Source organism: Marinobacter sp. MMG032 (assembly GCF_040112695.1).
In the GTDB taxonomy this organism is placed as follows: Bacteria; Pseudomonadota; Gammaproteobacteria; order Pseudomonadales; family Oleiphilaceae; genus Marinobacter; species Marinobacter salsuginis.
The window spans coordinates 1,265,630-1,291,374 of sequence record NZ_CP157802.1; the positions used below are offsets into that span (position 1 = coordinate 1,265,630).

24 protein-coding genes are annotated in these 25,745 nt (G+C 57.7%); 12 read left to right on the plus strand and 12 right to left on the minus strand.

Annotation, left to right across the window (positions count from 1 at the left end; all coding sequences use genetic code 11):
* Positions 1 to 207: 207 nt before the first annotated feature.
* Positions 208 to 1,827, minus strand: a complete 1,620-nt coding sequence (locus ABNF92_RS05840) for an ATP-binding protein (protein WP_349343712.1) — start codon at positions 1,825 to 1,827, stop codon at positions 208 to 210.
* A gap of 22 nt (positions 1,828 to 1,849) precedes the next feature.
* On the minus strand, positions 1,850 to 2,587 hold the full coding sequence (locus ABNF92_RS05845; RefSeq protein WP_069184088.1) for a response regulator: 738 nt from the start codon (positions 2,585 to 2,587) through the stop codon (positions 1,850 to 1,852).
* 247 nt (positions 2,588 to 2,834) lie between these two features.
* Between ABNF92_RS05845 and ABNF92_RS05850 the strand changes: the two genes are divergently transcribed.
* Both ABNF92_RS05850 and ABNF92_RS05855 read left to right on the plus strand, forming a co-directional pair.
* A complete protein-coding gene (locus ABNF92_RS05850) occupies positions 2,835 to 3,596 on the plus strand; it encodes a GNAT family N-acyltransferase (RefSeq protein WP_069184087.1) in 762 nt (253 codons plus the stop codon).
* A gap of 17 nt (positions 3,597 to 3,613) precedes the next feature.
* Entirely contained in the window at positions 3,614 to 4,474 is an 861-nt protein-coding gene (locus ABNF92_RS05855) for a lysophospholipid acyltransferase family protein (protein ID WP_349343713.1), read from the plus strand.
* Here the strand turns inward: ABNF92_RS05855 and ABNF92_RS05860 are convergent.
* The 4 genes from ABNF92_RS05860 to ABNF92_RS05875 all read right to left on the minus strand — a co-directional run bounded on the left by ABNF92_RS05860 (position 4,392) and on the right by ABNF92_RS05875 (position 8,797).
* Positions 4,392 to 4,862, minus strand: coding sequence for a peptidylprolyl isomerase (locus ABNF92_RS05860; RefSeq protein ID WP_008176279.1), 471 nt, complete (start codon positions 4,860 to 4,862; stop codon positions 4,392 to 4,394). The genes ABNF92_RS05855 and ABNF92_RS05860 overlap by 83 nt on opposite strands.
* Positions 4,862 to 7,072: an acetyl-CoA hydrolase/transferase C-terminal domain-containing protein gene (locus ABNF92_RS05865; protein ID WP_349343714.1), complete on the minus strand. Its 2,211-nt coding sequence runs from the start codon at positions 7,070 to 7,072 to the stop codon at positions 4,862 to 4,864. The genes ABNF92_RS05860 and ABNF92_RS05865 overlap by 1 nt, the downstream gene beginning before the upstream one ends.
* 139 nt (positions 7,073 to 7,211) lie before the next feature.
* Positions 7,212 to 7,535 (minus strand): hypothetical protein, encoded by a 324-nt coding sequence (locus tag ABNF92_RS05870; protein WP_069184083.1) that lies wholly within the window; start codon positions 7,533 to 7,535, stop codon positions 7,212 to 7,214.
* 224 nt (positions 7,536 to 7,759) lie between these two features.
* On the minus strand, positions 7,760 to 8,797 hold the full coding sequence (locus ABNF92_RS05875) for an NADP(H)-dependent aldo-keto reductase (RefSeq protein ID WP_349343715.1): 1,038 nt from the start codon (positions 8,795 to 8,797) through the stop codon (positions 7,760 to 7,762).
* Positions 8,798 to 8,923: 126 nt separating this feature from the next.
* Here ABNF92_RS05875 and ABNF92_RS05880 point away from each other — a divergent pair, with 126 nt between their 5' ends.
* Both ABNF92_RS05880 and ABNF92_RS05885 read left to right on the plus strand, forming a co-directional pair.
* The gene (locus tag ABNF92_RS05880) at positions 8,924 to 10,132 is read left to right on the plus strand and encodes a glycosyltransferase family 1 protein (protein ID WP_349344065.1); all 1,209 of its coding nucleotides are present in this window, start codon (positions 8,924 to 8,926) and stop codon (positions 10,130 to 10,132) included.
* Positions 10,098 to 10,646 (plus strand): phosphatase PAP2 family protein, encoded by a 549-nt coding sequence (locus tag ABNF92_RS05885; RefSeq protein ID WP_209398755.1) that lies wholly within the window; start codon positions 10,098 to 10,100, stop codon positions 10,644 to 10,646. Before ABNF92_RS05880 ends, ABNF92_RS05885 begins: the two co-directional genes overlap by 35 nt.
* Here ABNF92_RS05885 and dinB read toward each other — a convergent pair.
* Positions 10,643 to 11,707: a DNA polymerase IV gene (gene dinB, locus ABNF92_RS05890; protein ID WP_209398756.1), complete on the minus strand. Its 1,065-nt coding sequence runs from the start codon at positions 11,705 to 11,707 to the stop codon at positions 10,643 to 10,645. The genes ABNF92_RS05885 and dinB overlap by 4 nt on opposite strands.
* Before the next feature lie 115 nt (positions 11,708 to 11,822).
* On the opposite strand from dinB, the gene ABNF92_RS05895 reads away from it, so the two are divergent.
* The 5 genes from ABNF92_RS05895 (at position 11,823) to minE (ending at position 14,387) form a co-directional block, all read left to right on the plus strand.
* Positions 11,823 to 12,101, plus strand: a complete 279-nt coding sequence (locus tag ABNF92_RS05895; RefSeq protein WP_069184079.1) for a DUF1244 domain-containing protein — start codon at positions 11,823 to 11,825, stop codon at positions 12,099 to 12,101.
* Positions 12,101 to 12,490, plus strand: a complete 390-nt coding sequence (locus tag ABNF92_RS05900; protein WP_153634546.1) for a HopJ type III effector protein — start codon at positions 12,101 to 12,103, stop codon at positions 12,488 to 12,490. Before ABNF92_RS05895 ends, ABNF92_RS05900 begins: the two co-directional genes overlap by 1 nt.
* On the plus strand, positions 12,487 to 13,242 hold the full coding sequence (minC, locus tag ABNF92_RS05905) for a septum site-determining protein MinC (protein WP_349343716.1): 756 nt from the start codon (positions 12,487 to 12,489) through the stop codon (positions 13,240 to 13,242). Before ABNF92_RS05900 ends, minC begins: the two co-directional genes overlap by 4 nt.
* Before the next feature lie 77 nt (positions 13,243 to 13,319).
* A complete protein-coding gene (gene minD / locus ABNF92_RS05910; protein WP_069184076.1) occupies positions 13,320 to 14,132 on the plus strand; it encodes a septum site-determining protein MinD in 813 nt (270 codons plus the stop codon).
* A 3-nt stretch (positions 14,133 to 14,135) separates the two neighbouring features.
* The gene (gene minE / locus ABNF92_RS05915; RefSeq protein WP_064227083.1) at positions 14,136 to 14,387 is read left to right on the plus strand and encodes a cell division topological specificity factor MinE; all 252 of its coding nucleotides are present in this window, start codon (positions 14,136 to 14,138) and stop codon (positions 14,385 to 14,387) included.
* Between the two features lie 51 nt (positions 14,388 to 14,438).
* Here minE and ABNF92_RS05920 read toward each other — a convergent pair whose 3' ends face one another.
* Positions 14,439 to 15,446, minus strand: a complete 1,008-nt coding sequence (locus tag ABNF92_RS05920) for a DUF2804 domain-containing protein (protein WP_349343717.1) — start codon at positions 15,444 to 15,446, stop codon at positions 14,439 to 14,441.
* A 137-nt stretch (positions 15,447 to 15,583) separates the two neighbouring features.
* On the opposite strand from ABNF92_RS05920, the gene ABNF92_RS05925 reads away from it, so the two are divergent.
* The 3 genes from ABNF92_RS05925 (at position 15,584) to ABNF92_RS05935 (ending at position 18,302) form a co-directional block, all read left to right on the plus strand.
* The gene (locus ABNF92_RS05925) at positions 15,584 to 16,318 is read left to right on the plus strand and encodes an START domain-containing protein (RefSeq protein WP_069184074.1); all 735 of its coding nucleotides are present in this window, start codon (positions 15,584 to 15,586) and stop codon (positions 16,316 to 16,318) included.
* 82 nt (positions 16,319 to 16,400) lie between these two features.
* Positions 16,401 to 16,892, plus strand: coding sequence for a CBS domain-containing protein (locus ABNF92_RS05930; protein ID WP_008176308.1), 492 nt, complete (start codon positions 16,401 to 16,403; stop codon positions 16,890 to 16,892).
* 54 nt (positions 16,893 to 16,946) lie between these two features.
* A complete protein-coding gene (locus tag ABNF92_RS05935; RefSeq protein ID WP_069184072.1) occupies positions 16,947 to 18,302 on the plus strand; it encodes a PhoH family protein in 1,356 nt (451 codons plus the stop codon).
* Between the two features lie 77 nt (positions 18,303 to 18,379).
* On the opposite strand, the gene ABNF92_RS05940 is transcribed toward ABNF92_RS05935, so the two are convergent.
* From ABNF92_RS05940 to ABNF92_RS05955, 4 genes are all read right to left on the minus strand, one after another.
* The gene (locus ABNF92_RS05940) at positions 18,380 to 20,074 is read right to left on the minus strand and encodes a methyl-accepting chemotaxis protein (RefSeq protein WP_349343718.1); all 1,695 of its coding nucleotides are present in this window, start codon (positions 20,072 to 20,074) and stop codon (positions 18,380 to 18,382) included.
* Positions 20,075 to 20,224: 150 nt separating this feature from the next.
* Positions 20,225 to 21,577 (minus strand): sigma-54 dependent transcriptional regulator, encoded by a 1,353-nt coding sequence (locus ABNF92_RS05945; protein ID WP_349343719.1) that lies wholly within the window; start codon positions 21,575 to 21,577, stop codon positions 20,225 to 20,227.
* Positions 21,574 to 23,385 (minus strand): ATP-binding protein, encoded by a 1,812-nt coding sequence (locus ABNF92_RS05950; protein WP_349343720.1) that lies wholly within the window; start codon positions 23,383 to 23,385, stop codon positions 21,574 to 21,576. Before ABNF92_RS05950 ends, ABNF92_RS05945 begins: the two co-directional genes overlap by 4 nt.
* 123 nt (positions 23,386 to 23,508) lie before the next feature.
* Entirely contained in the window at positions 23,509 to 25,698 is a 2,190-nt protein-coding gene (locus ABNF92_RS05955) for a TRAP transporter permease (RefSeq protein ID WP_069184068.1), read from the minus strand.
* Positions 25,699 to 25,745: the final 47 nt, after the last annotated feature.

Below are 25,745 nucleotides of genomic sequence, written 5' to 3' on the forward strand. Positions count from 1 at the left end.
GGTTGACCGATACGGAATTTGGGAACAGCCATAAAAAAAGGGCCGGAAAAACCGGCCCTCAAATGACGAATGAAACAAGGAAAGTTCGTAAGAACTACAACCTCAAAAGTCATCCCTTACGCTTTCGATTATTCATCAGGCAGCGGAAAACTTCCGTAGTGCTTGTGTAGTCGCATTGTTACATCAGGTGAGGCAATGAGCCCTGCATCACACAATTGAGTCCACAGGTTTTTTTCTTGGCCAGACCAGGCTGAATTTTGCGCCCCCAAGCGTGTCGCTTCTACTGACAAAAGCGTGGCCCCCATGCCAGTAGAGGATGCGGCGTACAATAGACAAACCAAGGCCGTAACCTCCGGAAGTACGGGTGCGACTGTCATCCAGACGGGCAAACGCGGTGAAGACTTTCTCCCAGTCTTCCTCGGGAATGCCGGGCCCATCGTCCTCAACGTCGATGCGGCAGTTGTCCTCATCAAAGTGGCAACTTACCAATACCTTGCCCGCAGCATAGCGGCCGGCATTGCCCACCAGATTCTGGATCGCCCGATGCAGGTACCGAGGCTCGATATCCGACAACGCCCAACGCTCGGAGATCTCATCGATGTTCCCCTCAATATCCAACTCGGGCCGAACCATCTGCTGTTCAGAAACCACCTGACGGACAATATCGGTGACCGAATTTTCCTGAAGCGAAAATACCGGACCACCCTGCTCCAGTCGGGCGTAGGTCAGGATCTCGTCGATCAGCTCGTCCAGCTCCTGGATATCGCCATCAATGCCATCCAGCTGCTTCTGAAGCGCAGCCTGGTCCTGGCAGTCTTCAATCATCTGGACGCCAAAGCGAATCCTGGCCACCGGGGTACGTAATTCGTGAGATACGGCATGGATCATTTCCCGCTGCACCTGTACCAGGCGCTGTATGTGCTCGGCCATCCCGTCGAATGACGAGGCCAGACGCGTCACCAGCGTCCCTTCGCCGGTCTGGACCCGGGCACCCATTTCGCCACGGGCGATTCGCACCGCCACAGACTCGACAGTTCTGAGATTGCTATCAACCTCCCGGAGTGCGAGGAACAGGGCGACAGCCAGCACCCCACCCAGCACCAGCACCAGCAGCAGGACAACCGGCCATGCCCAGGCATTGAACGCAGGGGGCATATCGATCCGGTACAGCTCGCCATCGGCAAGCTGAACAATCACCCGGCCACAACCGTCCGAATCGTCGGTATAGAAGGCAAGACCACGTTCGGCAACCTGATCCAGAACGTCCGGGTCCGGTAACAGGTCGGCATCGTCCAGAGGGTAGACTTCCACGTTGAGAGACCGGGCCATCTGAGCGGCAACATTCAGACGATCGTCCACCGAGGCTGAATCGAGATGCCATCGGAAGATCAGTCCTATGGTCTCTGATACGTCCCTGTATGGCTCGCTCAGACGAAGTTGCAAAACCTCCCCGGCAAGCCCGGTAACCAGTACCCGGTATCCCACGTCACTCTCGATACCAACCACCTGGCCGTAACCAAGCCGCTCCAGGGCCACCGGGGACAGGTTGAACCGGGAAGGGGCGCCGACGCGAAGATCTACCGTCGATGTAAGCCAATGATACTGTTGAACGGGTGCCGGAGCAGTCGCCAACCAGCGCATCAGGGGCTCAGGAAATCGTTCGTGCCAGAACTGCGAGCGTACCGTATTGATACCGGTGAACAGCAGGACACATAACAGGACCACCAACGCAGTCAGGCCGGCAAGGCGGGCGTAGAGCTTGAGAAAGAACTTCAGGGGCATGATACCAACCCTGGCACGGAACACCGGCGTGCGGGCGAGGGGCACACCGGCTCCAGAGACTGAATCGTCAGGCTTCCTTTACGAACAGATAGCCTTTGCTGCGAACGGTCTTGATGCGCCGCGGATGGATGGGGTCATCGCCGATTTTGGGACGAATCCGGGACACGCGAACATCAATGGAACGGTCCTGACCATCGTACTCAATGCCGCGCAACGCGGTGAAGATCTCTTCCCGGCTGAGTACGCGACCGGCGTTGCTCGCCAGTAACCAGAGCAGATCAAATTCGGCACTGGTCAGATCGATGCTTTCATCATTCAGCCAGGCTTCGCGCATGGAGCGGTCTACGACCAGATCGTTGAACTGGAGACGCACCGGCTCTTCGCCGCCTGCCTCGTCACCCGCACCCTGCCCGGTCTCGGTAACCCGACGCAGCATGGCACGTATGCGTGCCAGCAGAACCCGGGGCTTGACTGGTTTGCCGATGTAATCATCCGCCCCCATTTCCAGACCAAGCACCTGATCCAGATCATCAGTGCGGGCAGTCAGCATAATGATTGGGCCGGAATAGAAGGGGCGCACCCTACGGCAAATAGACAGCCCGTCTTCACCCGGCAACATCAGATCCAGCACCACCAGATCAGGCTGTTCGTTACGGATCCGCTCTACTGCGGGGCCGCCGTGAGTTTCCAGGGAGACAGTCAACCCGTTGCTTTCAAGGTATTCGCGGGTTAATTCCGCCAACCGCTCGTCGTCTTCGACAATCAGAATTCGCCAACTTTCGTTTGTCTGTTCCACGCCATCCATCTCTGGTTTTGTTATTCCGGTTTCAGGTCATTCTGTGTACCTGACAATACAGGCAACCTGCTGTAACAGCAATTATACATGCTATTCAGAAATATACATGGAACCGGTGCTTCGTTACACCCTGTGACACAGCTCTCGCAAACGCCCATTCACCCCCTGGTGTCACAGACACGTCACGTCGTGGTCACCGATGTGTCATACCGGCTTCATAGGCTTGTCGGGAAATGGAAACAAAAGAGACGAAGCCATGACCACACAAACCGCGAAAGCCCGCCGCAGCGCCCGTCGCCTGAAAACCGACATGACCCGATGCCCGAAACAGGTTGAGGCCGCCCAGCGGCTGCGTTACCGGGTCTTCTCGGAAGAGTATGGCAGCGATCTGGGCGCACAGACGCCAGGAATCGACGCCGACGAGTTCGACACCGTCTGTGATCACCTGATCGTAACCGACCTGGATTCCGGCGATCTGGTCGCAACCACCCGAATCCTGCATCAGGCAGACGCGCAAGCCGTTGGCGGGTTTTACTCCGCCGGCGAGTTCGACCTGAGCGCCCTGTACAAACTCCCTGGAACCATCGCCGAACTGGGTCGCACCTGCGTTCACCCGGACTACCGCAACGGTGCAACCATCAGCCTGCTCTGGTCGGCAGTCGCCGAATATCTGGTTGAACGCGGTGTTGACTACATGATCGGCTGCGCGAGTATCGGTATGTCCGACGGAGGGCTGAAGGCCTGGCGCATCGCCCGCCATCTCCAGAACGAATACCTGGCCGACCCGGCCTTTCTGGTCAAACCGCTCCGGGCAATGCCGCACCTGACCCACACCCGGGACAACGATCGCCCGGTGGACGTCCCCGCCCTGATCCGAGCCTACATGCGCCTCGGCGCCCGGGTCTGCGGTGAACCCTGCTGGGATCCGGATTTTCGTTGTGCCGATTTGCTGGTCTTGCTGGAAGTCAGCAAACTGGCCGGCCGTTACAGCCGGCACTTCATGCGCGCGGCGTCCTGAATCCTGGGGGTTGATCAATGAACTGGCTGAGACTCTGCGTTCGCGTGACGGCCTTTGTGGCCTTTCTCGCGGCCACCACCCTATTGGCCGCCGGTTTGCGGATCACTGAAATGGTTACCCGCAAAACCATTGATCGTACCCCCTGGGCAAGATTCTGCTTCCGATGGGCCTGCCGATGTCTGGGACTGAACATTCATCAACACGGTTCGCCATCGAACGATACCGTACTCTTCGTCAGCAACCACATCAGCTGGTCGGATATTCCGATTCTGGGGAGCCTCGCGCCGATTCGCTTCCTGTCGAAAGCGGAGGTCGGCCAGTGGCCGCTCATTGGCTGGCTGGCTCGACAGGCCGGCACGCTCTTCATTCATCGCGGGGGTGGCCAGGCTCGACGCGTTCGGGGACAGATCATCGAGAATTTGCAGGCCGGAGAGAATGTCCTGGTATACCCGGAAGGAACCACCAGCGCAGGCCTGACCGTATTGCCTTTCCATGGCCTCTTGCTCAGGGCCGCCCCGGAAAGCAAAACACCAATCCAGCCAGTGACCATTGCCTATCGCAGAGACGACCGACCTGACCATCTGGCTCCCTTTATCGGAGAGGATGAGTTCCACAGCCACCTGCTGCGAATGCTCAGACAGCCCTCTGCACGGGTCGACGTTGTTTTCCACGAACCGGTGCAATCGCCAGAGGAAGTGCCGACCGCGGAGCTGGCCGCCAGCCTGCGACAAACAGTGCTCGACGGCCTAACGAGGGTTTACAGTGGCAAGTTCGACCAGCAGGAAACAAATCTGCTCAGAACAGAGGACGTCCCTGGGCTACCTCATCTTCCGTCGCTTCACGGCGGCCGACGATCTCCAGATCGAAGTACAGGGTGAATCCCGCCAGTGGGTGATTGGCATCCACCTTTACCAGGTTGCCGTCGATCCCGACAACCTGCACGATCTGCGCTTCATCGCCGGTATTGGTCTGGAACTTCATACCAATCTGCAGGTTCTCAATGCCCTCGAACAATGAGCGCGGCACCTTGCGCACCAGTTCCGGCTTGTGTTCGCCATACGCCATGGCGGGTGGCACCGTTACTTCCAGGCAATCCCCAACATTGCGGTCTTTCACCGCCTGCTGGATTCCCTCAATAATCTCAGGGCTGCCGTAGACAAAGTGCAGAGGCTCACTGCCCTCGGAAGTATCAACCAGCTCGCCGATCTTGTTTTTCAGTACGTAGTGAACGGTAAAAACGTCGGGTCTTGCTTGTGAAGCTGTCATCAGGTTTTCGAGTTTCCTGTATCCGGTGGTGTTTCGAGCTGCTGCAGGCCATGAATAACCAGTCGCTGATCCAGCTTGTCCCGCAATCCTGAAGGGTCGCTCAGCCCCATGCGTTCAAGCAGGGCTCCATAACGGCCTTCGTCATCCCGGGCCCGGAGGGCCTGTAACAGTGTTGATATTTTACCACGACGAGTGGCCGTTGCGGCCTTGAGCCCCTTAAGGGCTTTCCCCAACGTCAGCTCTTCGTCGGTAAAGTCCCTGCCAAACGGGAACGGCGGGAACAGGCTGGCATCCCCCGCAGCCGCAACAGCGCGCCGAATTGCTTGCGGCGTGTTGTTACACCAGTCGGCAGGCAGCTTGAACCCGGGATCCACCTTCCCTGCCTTCTGGGCTTTTTTCAGGAGTTCCTGCTGGAACCGGGAGTCGGCAATGCGGATCAGCCGAAGGAAAACCTGCTCGTCGGACTGCCCCCTCAGGTCAGCAATTCCGTACTCGGTGATCACAATATCCCGCAGGTGCCGGGGAATGGTGCAATGACCATAATTGAAGACAATATTGGAAAGCACCTTGCCGTGGGATGAGCGAGTGCTACGCAGCGACAGGATCGAACGGGCGCCCGGCAACTCGTGGGCCATGGCAACGAAGTTGTACTGACCGCCAACACCGCTGACCACACGGCCATCCTCAAGGCCATCCGATACTCCGGCGCCGTTGAGGGTGTACATCATGGCCGAATTGATAAAGCGGCCATGAACGCGCTGCGCGCCTTTCAGCTTCTGGTCACCAAACGGGTGATCGTACAGGTGGTTGATGAAATTCACGCTGGTCATGCAAATTTTTGCACGCTGCTCGTCGTTCATCTCGCGGAGGTACTGGTAAAACTGCTCGGGACCAACGTAAAAACCGCCGTGCATGGCGATACCACCCGTCAGCCGCTCACCAAGAATCAGCGTTTCGATGGCCTCTCGGGCTTCCGGGTTATCCAGGTCACCCTCCACCGACTGGTCTCCAACCCGTAGCCGGCCGCCCTTGAATTCGACGGAATCCCGGAAAATTCCATGTCGGGCCAGCCAATGGACATCCTTTGCCCGAAGTGGGCTATCGATCAGCTTCTCCCGCCGGAGGACATCCAGCGTCGCAAGCGAAACCTTCTCGCTGATGTCACCACGATTGAGCAACGCCTGAAGACCAGCATGATCGTACACTTCACGGCTGAGTATGCCTTCCTGCATCAGGTACAGAAAACCATCCACCATCATTTCGCTGCAACCATATAGCCCCTTTTCGAAGGGCCCTGTGCCACCATCTTCCCTGACCACCGGAAACTTCTGGTCAACGTTCAGATGATCAAACACTTTCCGCCAGGCATCGTTGTGACTGTGCCGGAGGATCGCGCTGTGGACCAGAGCAGCGCCCAGTGAGCCGATACCAACCTGAAGGGTGCCTCCATCCTTTAACAGGGTACTGGCATAAAACCCGATCATGTGGTCTTCCGGGCTGACCGACATCTGGGGGGCCGAGAACAGCGGGTAATCGCTGGAGGGTTGATCCAGCAGCACATCGAAACGGTCTGCCTCGATGGCCGCATGGTGTCCTAACCAGGGAAGGTTTTTGTTCATCTCGGCCACCAGAGCAACCGGCGAGCCGGCTGCTTCCCGCTCCCGCAGCAGCGGAATCAGGTCCAGGGTCAGGTCGGGGTTGCAACTCAGGCTGACTAGCCCGGGCTGTCCGTGCGCTTCGCCTGGCGCCACCATCTGGGCGACCACGTTGACCCCAACAGCCATCAGATCGCGAACTGCGTGGGTGTAGTTGGTACAAACATAATGCCGTTGCTGGGAACGATTGTTCAGGTAACTACCGGCCTTGAAGAAGAATTCCGAGACCTGGACATTTTGGGGAAGGCGATTGGCGGAGACATCACGGGCATAGGCCAGTTCCGGGATTCGACCATAGAGGCGCTCTACAAATGGCCCCATGAAGCGCTTCTCCAGTGAGGAACCACCCTTTGGCGCCAACAGCGACAGCGCCGTCACAATACGCAGACGAATTTCCGGATCGTCCTTGGCCCGTTGGTACAGCGCGTTCACGAAGCGGACCGGCTTCCCGAGCCCGAGCGGCAACCCCAGTGTGATTTCCTTGCCAACCCGGCGAATCACCTCATCAACGCAGGCATTCACATCATTCGATAACTGCCCTCTATCACCCGCCATTACCAAGCTCCTTATCGGCTAATCAGCATGCTAACGGCGATGATCACACGTCGATCGGACACAGACAATGCGCCAGATCATGATTCTGCGGTTTGTCCGATTTGGGGGAGTCAGGGGCTGAAGAACAGGGGTTTGAGTTTCAGAAGTTCCACTTCAGATTCAGGCAGGCGCCCTCATTCAGAAGTGCAATGCCATGGTCAGCCTGTGCCGGATCAGATGCGTAGTGTTTGCCGGAGTGCTTGGAACGGGTAAGCGTCAGGCTCAGCAAGCGGGAACCGATTTCAGTAAAGGCGTCAGAACTGTCCTCTTCGAAATCGCCGGATACCCGTTCCTGCACTTCGAAGATCTGCTCGCTGGTTGTCGTGCTCTCGACCTGCTCGAATACGCGCTCGGACGCTTCGGCGCGAACGACGAAAGCAACGAGATTGAGAGCGAGTAATGCGACAAAGATGCGAATAATCATGACACTGCCTGAGACCTTTTTTCCGACAGGGGAGTCTACGGATACCTTAGGCTTAAGTCTAATGATTACAGGCCGGAAAGATGTGAATCTGCACACAAAGACGCCGACTTTTTGTCACGAGATCAGCATGTTTTTGTCAATTTATGATCCCCGATATTTCAGAGTGTAACAGCGCCTCCGGCCAGCGCCTGATGACCGGAGGTAAAAGCCGAAAACCAGCGAACTCAGGGACAGGGATAAGTGAACTCCTGATGGATAGACTCAATGGCTTCGAGTACTGATGGGCCAAGAGAGATCTGCGCCGACCCGATGTTCTCCCGAAACTGCTCCATGGTCGTGGCACCGATGATATTGCTGGTTACGAAACTGCGGCTGTTAACGTACGCCAGCGCCATCTGAACAGGGGACAAGCCGTTTTCACGGGCCAGCTCGACGTAAGCCCGGGTGGCATCCATACCACGACCACTCGTATAGCGGCTGAAACGTTCGTAGAGGGTCATGCGGGCTTTTTCCGGCCACTTCCCGCCGAGGTATTTGCCAGACAACATGCCAAAGGCCAGGGGCGAGTAAGCCAGCAAGCCGGTCTGCTCCCGGTGGGCGATTTCCGCCATCCCCACCTCGAATGAACGATTCAGGAGATTATAAGGATTCTGGATACTGGCCACCCTCGGCCAGCCCTTCTGGCCAGCCAGGCGGAGGTACTCCATAGTGCCCCAGGGTGTCTCATTGGACAGCCCGATGTGCCGCACCTTGCCAGAGCGCACCAGTTCATCCAGTGCCTCAAGGGTTTCCTCGATGGGCGTGAAGGACTCCTCGGGGTTGTGTTCATAGCCAAGCTTGCCGAAAAAATTCGTGCTGCGATCCGGCCAGTGCACCTGGTAAAGGTCGATGTAATCTGTCTGCAAGCGTTTGAGGCTGGCGTCGCAGGCTTCATGAATGTGATCGCGGGTAAGGCGGGGGCCATTACGCAGGTACTTCAGGCCATTGCCCGGCCCCGCTACTTTGGAGGCAATCACCAGGTCGTTGCGTTTGCCTCTACTGGCAAGCCAGTTTCCCAGATAGGTCTCGGTCAACCCCTGGGTTTCCGCCCGGGGCGGAACGGGGTACATCTCTGCGGCATCAATAAAGTTGATGCCCTCGTTTACCGCGTAATCCAGTTGCTCAAACGCCTCCTTTTCGGTGTTCTGTTCACCCCATGTCATGGTACCCAGGCAAATCAGGGTAACGTCGAGATCCGTCTTGCCAAGCTTTCTCGTTTGCATATCGTCTCCGATTCGGTTCGGTTAACGGGTAAAGGGAATGTCACGGGAGTGTCGCATAACTGTCATGCCAGCTTTTCATAGTAGGGGCATGTCAAAGGAAGCACAGGAAACACCGTGACCGAGACCATGCAGGCCACCCGGCGCCAACAACACATTACCATTGTTTCGGAGACTTTTCCGCCGGAAATCAATGGTGTGGCAAATACGCTCAGGCATCTTTGCCAGGGGCTGATGCAGCGTGGGCATCGGGTGACGGTTATACGGCCACGGCAGCAGCATGAGCGCAAAGGCAACTTTGCCAGCGCCGGCGAGGCCCTGTTCACCCGTGAGCATGTGGTGACCGGATTGCCTCTGCCTGGCTATGCGGACCTGCGTTTTGGCCTCGCCCGGACCAGCCACCTGAAAAAACTCCTGGCCGGCGATCGCCCGGACGCAGTCTATGTTGCCACCCAGGGACCACTGGGTGTCGCTGCCACATCAGCTGCGCGCCAGACGGGCATTCCGGTCAGCTCCGGCTTCCACACCAACTTCCACAGCTACAGCCGCTACTACGGCGTTGGCATGCTTGAGCGTTTACTGTGTCTCTACGGCCGCTGGTTCCACAATCGCACCGCCATCACCCTGGTGCCCACCCGAAAAATGCAGCAGACGACAAAAGCCATGGGCATCCCGGCAACCGGTCTCTGGAGTCGAGGCGTCGACTGTCACCGCTTCACGCCCCATAAGCGTGACAGCGCACTACGAGAATCCTGGGGATTGCAGGCCAATGACCGCGCCATCCTTTATGTGGGTCGGCTCGCGCCGGAGAAAAACCTGCGCATGGCGGTCGCTTGCTTTGAACGCATCCGCGGCCTTCATCCCCAGGCCAGGTTCATCCTTGTTGGCGACGGCCCGCTTCGTCGTCAACTGGCCGAGCGCCACCCCGATTACGTGTTCTGCGGCACCCGGCGGGGAGACGACCTGGCCCGACATTATGCCTCGGGCGATCTGTTCCTGTTTCCGAGCAAGACCGACACCTTTGGCAACGTGGTACTGGAGGCCATGGCCAGCGGCCTGGGTGTGGTCAGCTTTGACGACGCGGCAGCAGCCGAACACATCCGCCACGAGGAAAACGGCATGAAGGTGCCGCTGGATCAGGACGAGGCTTACGTGGACAGTGCACTCCGACTGGCCGATCAGCCGACCTTGCTGAACCGTATCAGGGCCCAGGCAAGGCTGGACGCCCTGGAACAGAGCTGGAATTCCCAGATCGAACAGTTTGAACAACTGGTTTTCAATCAACCCGCAAAGGCCGGATACCATGCCATCAACAAGCAAAGCGTCTCGCTTCTTTGAACTGGCAGACCAGCGGGAAGTCGCTTTCTGCCAGTCTATCAACCGCGCTGTTCGTTTCCGGCCAGCCCTTGGTTATTTCCGGCTGGTAAGCCGACTGGGTGACGGCTGGTTCTGGTATGCCCTGATCCTGTCGATCCCTTTTCTTTATCCGGAGTCGGGGCCTGGGCTAGCGCTGCTCATGGCGCTGACCGGCCTTGCCTGTACCGTCAGCTACAAGCTTCTGAAGCGCTGGCTAATCCGGGAACGCCCTTTCATATCCTTTCCTGCCATCGACTGCGGCACACCACCCCTGGACCGCTACAGCTTTCCCTCCGGCCATACCCTTCACGCTGCCTGCTTCCAGGTTATGCTGACCGTGGCCGAACCGGCGCTGGCAATGATGGTGCTGCCATTTACCCTCAGTGTCGCCGCATCACGGGTAGTCCTGGGGCTGCACTACCCCAGCGACGTCGCCGCGGGCGCTCTGATCGGCGGGCTGATGGGTTACATGGCCATGAACTGGCTGCACTTCTAATCAAACAAACGCAACTGGGTGACCGGAGCGTCATCATTGCGGAAACGCACACCGAGACCCAACAGCCGAACCGGTCGCTCCCGGTTGGTCACCAGTTCCGCCAGCAGCGGCAGATAATCTTCCAGGGTGGGCTCTTTGATCTGTTCCCGGACCCGCTCCAGGGTATGGGTTGAAAAATCACTGTAGCGGATCTTGATAAAGAGTTTATGGATCGGCTTCCTGCGCGCCTTGCGCGACAGACGAAGGTTGAGGTCGGCTACCAGGGAGGCCATAACGGTTTCGCAGGCGGCCATGTCCGGCAAATCCTGGGAAAAGGTCCGCTCGACGCTGACCGACTTGGCGATCCGCGACACCACGACGGCCCGATCATCCCGGCCGTGGGCCATCTCGTGGAGGCGGTAGCCCTGCTTTCCGAAGCGCTCGATTAACACATCAGCCCCAAGCGCCTGCATGTCCCCGCAGGTCTTGACCCCCAGTGCGTGGAGTTTCGAGGCCGTCACCTGCCCTACCCCGAACAGCTTTTCCACCGGCAATCCCTGCACGAAACCTTCAACGTCCTCCGGGCGGATCACAAAGAGCCCGTCCGGCTTTTCCCAGTCGCTGGCGATCTTGGCGAGAAATTTATTGGGCGCCACGCCGGCGGAAATGGTAATACCCACTTCCCTGCGTACCCGCTCCCGTAGGTGTCGGGCCATTAGCGTAGCGCTGCCCTTGTGATCGGTCACATCGGAAACGTCCAGAAAAGCTTCATCCAGAGAGAGCGGTTCCACCAGATCCGTCATTTCCCGCAGGATCGCCATCACCTGCTGTGAGACCGCCCGGTAGCGTCCCATATCCGTCGGGACGGTCACCAGGCCCGGGCAAAGGCGACGTGCCTCGCTGCCGGGCATCGCCGAACGCACACCGTAAGCTCGGGCCTTGTAATTGCAGGTAGTTACCACGCCCCGTCCACCATCACCGCCCACTGCCAGCGGCACCTCCCGGAGGCTGGGATCGTCCCGCATCTCCACGGCCGCATAGAAGCAGTCACAATCCACATGGATGATCTTGCGTTGTGGCATAATCAGGGGGCTCGCGTCGATTCTCTGTACATTTATACAGCCTTGTATCTTAAGCTAACATGCAGAGAATGTCAGGATTCCTGATAAACGGCGCATCAACCATTGCGAGGCCAATATGAGCAATCCGATTCCTGAAGCAGAACGCACTGAAATTGAAGCCGCAGCCTTCCGTCGCCTGGTCAAGCACCTGCGAGAGAACACGGAGGTGCAAAACATTGACCTGATGAACCTGGCGGGTTTCTGCCGTAACTGTCTATCGAAATGGTATCGGGCAGAAGCGGATGAGCGGGGTTTCGAGATCTCTGATCCCCAGGCCCGCGAAGAAATCTACGGCATGCCCTACGAGGAGTGGAAGGCGCTCTATCAGACAGGCCCCAAGCAGGAACACAAATAATGAGCGTTAACGATGCCGTGAGGATTCACCTGGCATCCCTGGACGCTGGTCATGCCAGCTTCAAAGACTCCCTGGCCCTGATCGAACAGCACTTCGAGTATCAGCCCTGTGGTTTCCGGAACGGCCCGCTGGTAAACGCCGAAGGCGAGAATGCCGGGTCCTGCCGGATCTTTGGTCTGGGCCAGTACTGCAATTTGAGTGAAGTCGACACACTGAAACTGTTTGCCGAGCACTATCAGCAGGTTCTGGACGACCCGACCGGTGAGAGCCACGGCAACATCCGACAGTTCATCAGCACCGGATGGTCAGGCATCCGATTTGAAGGCGTGCCGCTCCGGCAACGCCCGAACCCAACCGACAACATCACCAGGGAAGAGACTCCTTCATGAGCGATACCGCCACCTCCGGGGTAAAACAGGGTTTTCAGCTAAAAAGCGCCAGCGTGTCCATGACAGCCCTGGAGCTCTACTACTTTGACGACGGCGAGTTCGAAGACGTACTGCGAGACAAGATCAGCCAGGCACCGGGGTTCTTCAAGGACATTCCGCTCATCATCAGTCTGGAGAAATACCAGGGGCTGGACAGTGAACTGGATTTCTTCAAGATCATCGGTACCTGTCGGCGCAATAACATCCACGTCATTGGTGTTCGCGGTGGTACCGACGACCAGCGTCGGCTCGCCCGGGGCGCCGCACTGGCACTGCTGCCGGGGAACGGCCAGCGGGACCGCACCCATGAAGCCGAACAGGCGGACGAAGCGGAAGCGGCAGTTGTTGCGGCCCCGACAAACGCTGCCGGTGACCCACCTCCGGCCAAAATCATCTCCCAGCCTGTGCGCTCAGGCCAACAGATCCACGCACCGGAAGGCGACCTGGTTATTCTGGCGCCGGTACAGGCAGGCGCCGAAGTGCTGGCGGCAGGCAACATCCATGTTTACGGTCCGCTCCGGGGCCGGGCGCTGGCCGGCATCCATGGGGCAGAATCCGCACGAATTTTCTGCCAATCCCTTGAGGCGGAGCTTGTGTCCATCGCGGGACACTATAAAATCTCCGAAGATCTTCAGGACAATGGCTGGAAAAGCGCTGTGCAAATCCAGCTCAGGGACGACCTGCTGGTGGTAACGCCACTGGACAAGGCCTGATATTGAAGCTGAATACAATAACTTGACCGGACAATTCGGCAGACACGACGAATCCACCGAGAAACAGGAACAGAACCTTGGCTAGAATTATTGTCGTTACCTCAGGAAAGGGCGGCGTTGGCAAAACCACCACCAGCGCCTCGATCAGCACCGGCCTTGCCAAACGGGGCCACAAGACAGTGGTCATCGATTTTGACGTGGGCCTGCGCAATCTGGACCTGATCATGAATTGCGAGCGTCGCGTGGTGTACGACTTCGTCAACGTGATCCAGGGCGAGGCAACCCTGAACCAGGCCCTGATCCGCGACAAGCGGGTCGATACCCTCTACATTCTCCCCGCCTCCCAGACCCGGGAAAAGGAAGCGCTGACCAAAGAAGGCGTCGAGAAGGTGATCAACGAGCTTTCCGAGACCTTCGATTACATCGTCTGCGACTCCCCCGCCGGCATTGAGCATGGTGCTCTGATGGCGCTGTATTACGCCGATGAAGCGATTGTGGTTACCAACCCCGAAGTGTCCTCGGTCCGGGATTCCGACCGAATTCTGGGCATTCTGCAGAGCAAGTCCCGCCGCGCCGAAATGGGCCAGGATCCGGTCAAGGAACACCTGCTTCTGACCCGCTACAACCCGGCCCGTGTTGAAAAGGGCGAGATGCTGTCTGTAGCGGATGTTGAAGAGATCCTCGCAATTCCGCTGCTGGGTGTCATTCCCGAAAGCCAGGTTGTACTGAATGCGTCAAACCAGGGTTTGCCCGTCATCCTCGAAGAGGACAGCGATGCTGGCCAGGCCTATGAAGACGCCGTCGCGCGCCTGCTGGGTGAGGAGCGGGAACACCGTTTCATGACGTCCCAGAAGAAGGGTTTCTTCTCACGGATGTTCAAGGGGGGCTAAAGGATGAGTTTCCTCGATTATTTCAAGGGCAAGAAAAACAAATCCGCAAGCGTTGCCAAAGAGCGCCTGCAGATTATCGTGGCCCACGAGCGGGGCCAGCGCGAACAACCGGATTACCTGCCACAGCTTCAGCAGGAGCTGCTTGAGGTTATCCGCAAGTACGTCCAGATCAGTGACGACATGGTTCAGGTTGAAGTGGACCGTAACGAAAGTTGCTCGGTACTGGAGCTGAACGTCACGCTACCAGAACGATAAACGGTGTGATCTGGCCTGTCCCGGATAGAATGGGGCGGGCCAGGCAATCTCTCACCACCTTGCGAAGTGATCTTCCATCAGTCCTCGCAGGCCTTTAACCTCGATTTTCCCGCCAGCCTCATCCGTCACCGTTCCATTGAAGGTGCCCACATACTGCCGGAAGTTGGATGCCAGCACCCAGGCGTTCAGTTTTTCCTTGCGGACACCGGCCGGAACAAAATGCAGATCAATCCGGCCATCCTCCGTGGTCACATGCCAATCCCTGCCCGGCTGATAGCGATCAAAACGGAACCTTGCCGCGCCCAGTTTGTGGCACACACCATCCAGCCAGAGCGCATTTTCCGTCATCCCCGTTTCGTTAACTCCAGCGGCCAGGTTCAGACCCACGGACCGGCCATCCGGAAGCTGACCCGCCAGGCAGGCCCAGTTCCAGGCGGTTTCCCGGCGCATGAAGCCGCAGCTCCAGTCAATAGTGCCCCGGGTCTCCTCGTCGCAGCGCCAGATGCGGTGATCCCAACGCACTTCCCCTTCCACCGGCAAGCCAGCTGACTTGCGGGTAAACACCCAGCCATTGTAACCGGCCGGACACACCAGGCGGAGTGGGTCCCGATCCTCTTTCAAAGTAAGCTCGATACGGATATCACCCGGGGCGGACACCGCAATCGTCCGGCCATCAGCTGTTGGCGCGATTCGCACGTCGACCTCGCCTTTGCTGAATGTTGCCACGCCCTCCTCTGGCAGCGGTTCAATGCGGGTCTGCCTGGCCAATGGCTGAAGGAACGATTGTTCCATCATCTGGCCGGTCTCGAAATCGTAAAGGTAGAAGAACCCGTTTCCCAGCAGTTTAAGATCCACCACCGCCAGGCCAAACACCCATCCCGGACCCATGGCGCTGACGAACTGGAACTGGTTGAAGCGCCACCGCCTGGCCAGCCGTGAACGGGGGCGGTCCATTACCGTACGCAGGTCATAGTCCAGGTAGTTAATCTCTTTGACCGGTTCATCGAGCACCCCGGGAACCATCTGTCCTTTGCCGTTGATCAGCTTTTCCATGGTCATAGTCGTCGTCAGATCAGGCCAATTCGGTGAATCGTATCAGCGGGTCGCTACCTGGTTCACAATCCACTGTTTCTGTGGCCATGCCAGTAAAAGCCTCATGCTAGACTCGGCCCACCATCTGCAAGGAAGTGTACCCTATGAGAAAGAGCATAGCCCATGGCATTACGGGTTGGGCCTCGGTCATCAGCGGGCTTGTCTGTGCACTGCTGGTATTTGCCGTTGCCGCCAGTGCCCGGGCTGAACTGCCCACTGAAACCGACGAGCAATGGACACTGCGAAAGGAAGCCGATCATATCCGGGTGTATACCATCGAGCAGCCTGACTCCAGCTTCAAGGCCTTCAAGGCCGTGGCGGTTCTCGATGCACCCATCGAAAACCTGATGGCCGTCATGGCCAATCCCGGCTCCTGTGTTGAGTGGGTGCACAACTGTTCTGAATCCTATGCCTTCGGCGATGGCGAGTTCCATGATCGCTTTGCCTATTCGGTGAATGACATGCCATGGCCGGTGACCGACCGGGACTATGTGCTGCGCATCCGGACGCGGGGCGACCGGGCTTCTGGTGAGATTGTCATGGATCTCAACGCTATGCCCGATCAGCGGGCAGAGAGCAGCAGCCGGGTCAGGGTCGACCGGTCCGACACCCTGTACCGTTTCACCCCGGAAGGAGACAAAACCAGGATGGTCTGGGTTCAGCACACGGATCCCAATGGCTCACTTCCGGGATGGCTGGTGAACTCGCTGCTGGTGGATATTCCGGTGCGCTCCATGGAAGAGCTGGAACGCGTTGCCAACCGGGACAAGTATCGCGGCTATCAACTGGTCTACGATGAGGATGGCCAACTCATTGGCATCAGTCCGCCCGGTTCCTGACCCGTCAGACCTGTGAAGGGATGACGCGCAAGGGATCACGCGCTAAGCTTTCGGAAAGGACTTCATAAGGCAGCCCAGATCAATGACCGTTCTCGCCTACGAGATCATGACACCCAGTATAAAGGCCGTTCCCCAATCCTGGACCATGGACCGCCTGGCACGCTTTCTCACCGACAACGAAATAACCGGCAGCCCTGTCACCGACGACGATGGCGAGATTGTCGGTATTGCCACTCTGAAAGACATCACCGAATTCCGCTGGAACGCCACTCGCTCCGATGCCGACAGGCATCTGACACCAGAGGAACGCGAGGAAGCCCGTCGTCTGCGGATGGTAATCTTTGAAGAAATGGGAAAGGTGCCGGTAGAAGTTCGTGACATCATGACCCCGATCGTTTTATCTGTTGACGAGAAGACGCCGGTGCGCGACATTGCCAATATCATGATGCGCGAGCACCTGCACCGGATCTTTGTCACCAATGATTCAAAAATTACCGGCATCATAACGACTTACGATATGCTGAAAGTGATCTCGGATGAGGAACTCACGCAACGCTGCGCCGATAACGACTGAGCCACCAGAGAGGTAGCGCCACCTATGCCCAGAGCACCGCAAGCTCGCCGAAAGATGTACGTCCTCGACACCAACGTCCTGATCCACGACCCGAACGCCCTCCTCAACTTTGAAGAACATGATGTCATCATCCCGATGACGGTCCTCGAAGAACTCGACAGCCTCAAATCCGGCAAACAAGCCGTGGCCGCTGACTGCCGGCAGGCGATTCGCAACATCGACAAGTTGCTGGGCGATGCCAGCCCGAAAGTCATCGAAAAGGGTGTACCCATTGTACGTGGCAAGAAGGCCGAGCCCCTGGGCAGTCTTTCGATCCTGATGAGCACCGGTGACAGCGGCAACCACTCGCTGCCCGAGCACCTGAACGACAACAAGATCATCAATACCCTGGCCGCGCTCCAGAACCGCCACAAGTCCCGGGATATTATCCTGGTGTCCAAGGACATCAATATGCGCCTGAAGGCGCGAGGCTTTGGCGTGGAGGCGCAGGACTACCACAACGACCAGTTGCTTGATGACATTGATCTTCTGCCCAAGGGCTATCGGGAATTTCCAAACTCTTTCTGGGACACCATCGAGAAAGTAGAGACCGTTCAGCGGGAAGGCACCACCGAGCACATCCTCAAGCGCGAGGGAGAACTGGCAAAGCTCAACATCAATGAGTTTGTGATCGATGAAATGGGCTTTGTCGGCAAGGTGGTAGACCTTTCAGACACCCAGGTGATTATCAAGGATCTGCATCAGCACGACCTGATGAACGAGGAAGTCTGGGGGCTGGTACCCCGGGACATCTATCAGGCCATGGCGCTGAACCTGCTTCTGGACCCGGATATCCATCTGGTCAACCTCACCGGTTCTGCCGGTTCCGGTAAAACCATCCTGGCCCTGGCCGCCTGTATCGAGATGACCGTGGCCAGCAAGCTTTACAAGCGCATTATCGCCACCCGTTCCACCCAGGGGCTGGATGAGGACATCGGGTTCCTGCCCGGCACCGAGGCTGAAAAAATGGAGCCCTGGCTGGGCGCCATCGTCGACAACCTGGAAGCGCTCCACGAAGACGACGAGAACATGACCGCCAGCGTCGACTACATCCTCAGCAAGGTACCCCTGCACTTCAAGTCCATGAATTACATCCGGGGCCGCAGTTTCCAGCACAGCCTGATCATCATAGACGAGTCCCAGAACCTGACGCCGCACCAGATCAAGACCATTATTACCCGGGCAGGTAATGGCTCGAAGGTAATCTGTCTGGGCAACCTTGCGCAGATCGATACACCCTATCTGAGCGCCCTGAGTTCTGGCCTCACCTATATGACCGAGCGCTTCAAGGGCTTCCGCCATGGCGCCCACATCCACCTGCAGGGTGTACCCCGCTCGGTCCTGGCGGAGTTTGCCGAAGCCAATCTCTGACAGTCCAGGACGGGACACAGATACAAAAAAGGGCAGAACGCGCGTTCTGCCCTTTCCCCCGAGATTACCGGCTGGAATCAGACCCGGTAGCGACTAACCTCATCCGACATCTCCGACGCCAGATTCTTCAGGCGCTGAGTTGCGTCACCGGCTCGGCGAGTGCCTTGGGCCGTCTGTTCGGTAATGGCAACAATCTCGTGCACATTCTGGTTAATGGTTTCAGAAACACTGGTCTGCTCTTCCGCAGCGCTGGCAATCTGGGTGTTCATATCCGTGATCGTTGCCACCGCCTGACCAATGCGCTGCAGCGCCTCGTTCACTTGGCGGGTTTCTTCAACGGTTGCTTCACTGCGCTCACTGATTGAGCCGATCAGTTTGACCGCATTGCCTGCACCGGACTGCAACCGTTCAATCATGTCCTGGATTTCCTGGGTACTATGCTGGGTCCGGCGAGCCAGCGTGCGCACCTCATCGGCAACCACGGCAAAACCTCGCCCGGCCTCACCGGCTCGTGCTGCTTCGATCGCCGCGTTGAGTGCCAGCAGGTTGGTCTGATCGGCAATTTCACGAATGACCTCAAGCACACTGTCAATGCGACGGGAGTCAGCGCCCAGCTGTTCAATAACGCGAACCCCCTCACTGACCTGCTCTGAAAGCCCACCAATGACCTCGGTAGCCTGGTGCACCAGACCCTGGGCGTCACAGACCTGCCCATTGGCATGGTCGGCTGCCGTGGAGGCTTCACTGGCGTTGCTGGCAACCTCCTGGGCAGCAGCCGTCATCTCATTCATGGCCGTGGCAACCTGATCACTCTCGGACTTCTGCCGCTCAACACCTTGCTCGGCTTCCGACATGACCTGATTAAGGTCTGCCGTGGCCTCGTTCAGTGTCCGGGTGGATGACAGTACCCGCTCAACCAGACCATGGACCTGGTCGGCAAAACTGTTAAAAGCGGTTGCCAACTGTCCAAGCTCATCTTTGCCGGAAACGTCCAGGCGCCGGGTCAGATCGCCATCACCACTGGCAATATCGTTCATCGCTGAAACCGCAGATTTCAGGGGACGAATGATGCTGCGAACCACAACCAGTGCAAGCAGGACGATCAGCGCCAGTGCAATCAGTGAAGTGGTGACTGACCCGATGATCGCATCGCGCAAGGAATCGCCGACATGGTTTTCCATCTCGGTGACCTGCGTTTCCAGGCCATCAACCCAGAATCCGGTCCCGATCATAATGCCCCACTTCGGCAGCATTTCTGCGTAACCCAGTTTGGGGGCTACTTCCCCGGTATCGCTGTTCTTCCAGCCATAGGGAACGTAGCCGCCGCCACCACGCGCCGCCTTCACCAACTCACGGATGAGATAGGTCCCATTCGGGTCCTGGAAATCCCAGAGATTCCTGCCCTCGAGCGACTGGTTAACACCGTGCATTACGTTGACGCCTTTGGTGTCATAGGCAAAGAAATAACCAGTACTTCCCGAATCGTTGAAGCGAAGCTGTCGGAGTATCTCCCAGGCTTTTTCGCGAACCTCCAGATCGTCCGCGGAGCCCGGTTGATTGTAGAGATGCGCGATAGAGGACTTGGCGACGGCCAGATAATTTTGCAGCTCCTGCCGCTTGCTCTCCTCCATATCGGAGGAGAAGCCGGCAACGGCCTCCTCGCCAATAAATCTGGCCTGATTCAGGTTGTAGCTTGTCAGGAATGCGGTAAGGACAATCACCGGCACCAGGGCCAGCAATAGCACCCGTGTCTGGATGGTCAGGTTTTTCATGGCTGGTCGTCTTTCAGGTTGAACAATCAGGGAGCCGGGTGGCCCGGCACGGAAAAACCCGCAAGACTACGAAAAACCCGCCGGAATTATTATTGATGATAATGCGTAGTTTGTTTCTGCCCGGTAACCGAGACGGTAAAATTTTGTAGCTCAGTCCTTGAACTGGGCTTTATCCAGCCCGTGCTTGCGCATCTTGTCGTACAGGGTTTTACGGGCAATACCGAGCTGCACCATGGTGTCCTTGATGCTGCCGTGGCTGGCGTTGAGGGCGCTGACAATAGCAGAGCGTTCGAAACCATCCATCATTTCAGCCAGCGTCTGGCGGCCCGCTACGTTGCCGGCATCCGACGGCTCATTCTCGTCCAGTGCTGCAGGCCCCAATAACACATAGCGCTCCGCCAGGTTCCTGAGTTCACGAACATTGCCGGGCCAGGAATGCTGCATCAGCCGGGCCGCCTGGCCGGCATCCAGGGGAATGCTTTCACGATCGTAGCGAGCGGCCGCAATGAGTACGAAGTGGTGGAAAAGCATCGGCACGTCTTCCTTGCGCTCTCGCAACGGCGGAATATCCACTTTCACAACGTTTAGACGGTAGTAGAGATCAGACCGGAACTCGCCCTCGTCACTGAGTTTTTTCAGGTCGGCCTTGGTGGCAGCAATGATGCGCACGTCCACTTCCTGCACCTGATTGCTACCCAGGCGCTCTACCCGTTGTTCCTCCAGCACCCGTAACAGCTTAACCTGCAACGGCATGGGCATGCTTTCCACTTCATCGAGGAACAGGGTGCCCTTGTGGGCATGCTCGATCTTGCCGATACGGCGTTTCTCCGCTCCGGTGAAGGCACCGGCTTCGTGGCCAAACAGTTCGCTCTCGATCAGGTTCTCGGGGACTGCCCCACAGTTGATTGCAACAAAATTATGGGCACTGCGGCCACTGTTCTCATGGATATACCGGGCCAGCGCGTCCTTGCCCGACCCGGTCTCTCCATGCAGCAGAATATTGGCGGAGATATCAAGAATCGGATCAATAGTGGCCATGACTTTCCGCATGGACGGCGAATCGCCAAGCATCCGGGGGCCCGGCCTGGCCAGGTGACGCAACTGGGCCTTGAGACGGCGGTTTTCGAGGGCAAGGTGTCGTTTCTCAAGGGCGTGGCGAAGCAGCTCAATCAGCTCGTCATGATCAAAGGGCTTTTCAATGAAATCGTACGCCCCTTGCTGCATTGCCGTAACGGCGGTGCTTATGTCCCCCTGGCCGGTAAGGATGATAACCGGAATGGTGTCATCAATCGTTCGGATCCGGTCCAGCATCTCCAGGCCGTTCATATCCGGCATGTTGTAATCACACAGAACCACACCGTCATACTCGGCATTGATGTGCTTGAGTGCCGACGGCGCCCCCTCGAAACAGCTGACCGGAAGGTCCTCCAGGGTCAGCGTCTGGGCAATGGCCTGGCGGATGTGTGGATCATCGTCCACAAAGATTACCGAAGATTCTGTCATTCCGTGGCCTCCCGCTTCTTGAGGGTTACAACGAATTCAGCGCCGGGGCCGTCCTTGCGATTGCGACCGATCAGGCTGCCACCCAGCGCATCCACGATCTGGCGCGATATGGAAAGCCCCAGGCCCAGGCCCTGTTTGACCGACTTGGTGGTAAAAAAGGGCTCGAAGATCTGTTCGGTGTCGCCCTGCAACCCGGGCCCATTGTCACGGACCAGACATTTCCAGCAATGTTCGGTTTCTTCTATATCGATCCGGATTTCCGGTCGCTCGCCACCCTCGACCGCCTGAACCGCATTGGCCATCAGGTTGACCATGACCTGCTCTATCCGGATCAAGTCGCCGTGGCACATCACCGGCGCCTCCGGGCGGCGCCACTGGATGTCGATTTCTGAGCTCGATTGCTGGGCGACGATGATTTTCAGCGAAGCATCAATCGGTTGCCGGAGATCAACCACCGCAGGCGGGCCCTCGGATTTGCGCGCGAACACCTTGAACTGCCTGGTCAGCTCCGCCATCTTGTCACACAGGACGATGATCTCTGAAAGGTTAGCATCGACCATCTCGCTTGCGCCTTTCTCAAGGAAGCGCCGGCTGTTTCGTGCGTAGGTCTGGATGGCCGTCAGAGGCTGGTTCATTTCATGGTTGAGCCCTGCCGACATCTGTCCGAGCACCGCCAGTTTTGCCGCCTGAATCAACTCCTGCTGGGTTTCCCGAAGTTCGTTCTGGGTGCGTTCACGTTCCCGAATTTCTTCCACCAGCTTGCGGTTGGAGTTCTCCAGGTCTGCGGTCCTCTCGGCCACGCTGCGCTCCAGTTGCTCGCCTCGCAGGGCAAGTTCAGCTTCGCGCCGGTAGCGTTCGCGCAGATAAAGCCAGGTCAGAAGACCACCAAAAAACAGCGCGGTGCCACCAACCAGAAATCCAAGCCGGGTCCAGACCACAGAGCGCGTGCTCACCATTACCTGCAGATTCCAGTCCAGTTTCGGCAGCGGCGTTCGAACGCTGAGATACTCTCTGACCTCGCCGTTTTCAAGAATATTGATGGCAGTGGAATTCTCCGACAAGCCCCAGGGCTTACCCAGGTTATCGAATTCGATGGGGTTCAGGTCGGGGTCCGGATAACGCTGACGGGAAGCCGCGTCCGGGGCCACCCCCGCATTTGAAAAGTTCCGATACAACCAATTGGGTTTGCTTGCCAGAAAACTGATACCAGCGTCATCCAGCACGACCATTTCAGCTTCCCTGAGGGAAGCAGGCCGATCCCACTGGGATTCCAGCTCATGAACAAGAACCTTCACGGCCACCACTCCGAGAAGACGGCCCGAGTCGTCGATGACAGGATGTGAAAAGTACAGGCCGCGGACTCCCGACATAAGCCCCAAAGCAAAATAGATGGCCGAATCCCGATTAGACACTGCTTCTGAAAAATAGGGCCGGAAAGCGTAGTTGCTGCCGACAAAGCTGTCGGCTTGCTGATAGTTGTTTGCGGCGATGGTTAGGCCGTTTACATCCATCAGGTAAACGTCGGAGCTACCCACAATGGTGGCCATACGCTGCATCTGCTCGTTGGCCTCGAGAATAACGTCCGGATTACCTGGGTCAGTCAGTGCCCGTTCAAGCAGCGGGTGCTCTGCCATCAACTCGGGGACCGGCAGATACCGGTTCAACTCATTGGCAACCAGCTGCCGGTAACGGAACGACTCTTCCAGGCTCTCCTGCTCCACCTGCCGGTATCCGACCCAGCCTCCAAGCAGCCAGGACACAACCAGTGTGGCAACGAAAACAAGAACAGCACCGATCCGGTAGGACATAGCATCCGGTTCCTGAACAACCGCGGAAAGCCGCTAGAGTATAGGCAGGCTGAAGCCAGAACAACCGTACCCTGGCTAACAGGGTACGGTTGTTCTGTCGCAGATCCTCGCAGCCATGCCTCTTTACACGACACCTGCCGTGGCAAGGCGAGCTTTCCGCTGTTTCTGGATGACGAAGGCCAGAACCGCCAGGGCAATACCGGTAAGGTCTGTCCAGAGCCCGCCCTCGATCATCAGTAGCGCGGCGGCAATCAGGAGGACTCGGGTTACCCAGGAAGCAGAAACCCTCGCAAACCAGCCAAGCACACCGCCAGACAGCATGTAGACACCAAACGTTGCGGTTACCAGCGCCCTTGCGATCTCGAACCACCCCGCTTCCATCAACAGAGCACTGTTGTAGAAGAACATGAAGGGCACGATGAAGGCTGCAATGCCAATCCGGAACGAGGCCACGGAGGTTTCCATCGCGTTGGCGCCGGAAATCCCTGCCGCAGCATAGGACGCAAGCGCAACCGGTGGCGTGATCGCCGACACCACAGCGAAGTAGAACACAAAGAAGTGAGCGGTCAGCGGCTCAATCCCCAACTGTACCAGGCCCGGAGCTACCACCGAGGCAGCAACCGCATAAGCCGCCGTGGTGGGCATTCCCATACCCAGCAGAATGGAGATGAACATGGCGAAAATCAGAGCCAGCAGCTGGCTGGTGGCAGCAACATCCAACAACAACACAGAGAAGCGTGCACCAACTCCGGTCAGGGAGATTACGCCCACGATAACCCCGGCCGCGGCGCACACCACTATAATCTGGATTGCCATGTAGGACGCGATTTCCAGCGCCTGAAGGATTTGCCGCAGGCCCATCTTGTTGGGAGACAACCAGCTCACCACAGCGGCAGAAACAGTCGCGAGGGTACCTGCCCGGATCACCGAGTAACCCATGAACAGCGCCACGATCAATATGATGATCGGCACGAACAGGTAGCACTGCTTCATCATGGTTTTGAGCTTCGGCAGCTCATCTTCACGCATGCCGCGCATACCTGTCTTGGCGGCCTCAAAATCCACCATGAAGTAGACCGAGGCGAAATACAGGATCGCCGGGATAATCGCCGCAATAGCAATCTCGGTGTAGGGAATGCCGGTAATCTCAGCCATGATAAAGGCACCGGCGCCCATGATCGGTGGCATGATCTGCCCGCCAGTAGACGCAGCCGCCTCGACAGCGCCGGCAGACTGTTTGCTATAGCCCACCTTTTTCATCAACGGAATCGTCAGTGAACCCGTGGAGACCACGTTGCCGGCACTGGTGCCGTTGATCATACCCATCAAACCGGACGCGAAGATCGAGACCTTGGCCGGGCCACCCCGGGAACGGCCAGCCGCAGCAAATGCAAAATTCACGAAGTAGTCGCCCACCTTCGAGGACTGCAGGAAGGCGGCAAAAATAATGAAGAGAATGATGTAGGTCGAGGACACTGCGGTGGTTGGCCCGAGAATCCCGGCGTCCGTGTAGACCTGGCTGAAGAACCGCTGTACGGAAAGACCGGGGTAGCCAAGAAAACCCGGCAGGTAAGGGCCGGCGAACACATAAGCCAGGAAAACCAGGCCGATGATCACCAGCGCCATGCCAGCAACACGCCGGGTCAGCTCCATGATCAAGGCGGTACCCGCAATAGCGGCAAAGGAAATACCTACCGGCGCGAAGGACGTACCGGTCGACATACGCATAGACGTGTTGTAGACCACCAGAAAGTAAGCGGCAACGGCCAGCGAGCAGGCGATCAGCACCAGATCGGGAACGCTGAACACCGATCGCTCGCGTTGGTGAAACCAGCTCATGACAATGCCGGCACCGGTTGCCGCCAGCAAAGGCCAGCCAAAGTGCCACACCTCAAGTTCAGCAGGGATTCGCATGGCGCCATTCTGGACCATCTGCCAGAACGAGAACGTCTGATACAACACATAGAGAGCCGGCAGCATGGCGCCAGCACTGATCCAGGTCGTCCACCGATGGCGGGCACCACCCTCTTCGGATGATACGAACCGGGCGCCGGCAAACAGCACGAAACCCAGTACCAGAGCGCCGGCGATGTGAACGATCCGGAACGACCAGGTCTCAAGGGGCGCTATGTTAAGGGAATACAGGTGAAAGGCTGAATAGGCGATCGCCAGCATGGCGACAAATTTCAGCAAGCCGCCTTCAAACAGGCGACGGTTGGCTTCGACCGGCTCATCATCCACGTTGTGTGCGAGCACATGGTCCTCGCCCACTTCGATGTCCGGAAGATCTTTCGAGTTTTGTTCGGTAGTCATGACACACCCTGCTTGCAGGCAAATCGGGACCAGAACCCTGCTGGTCT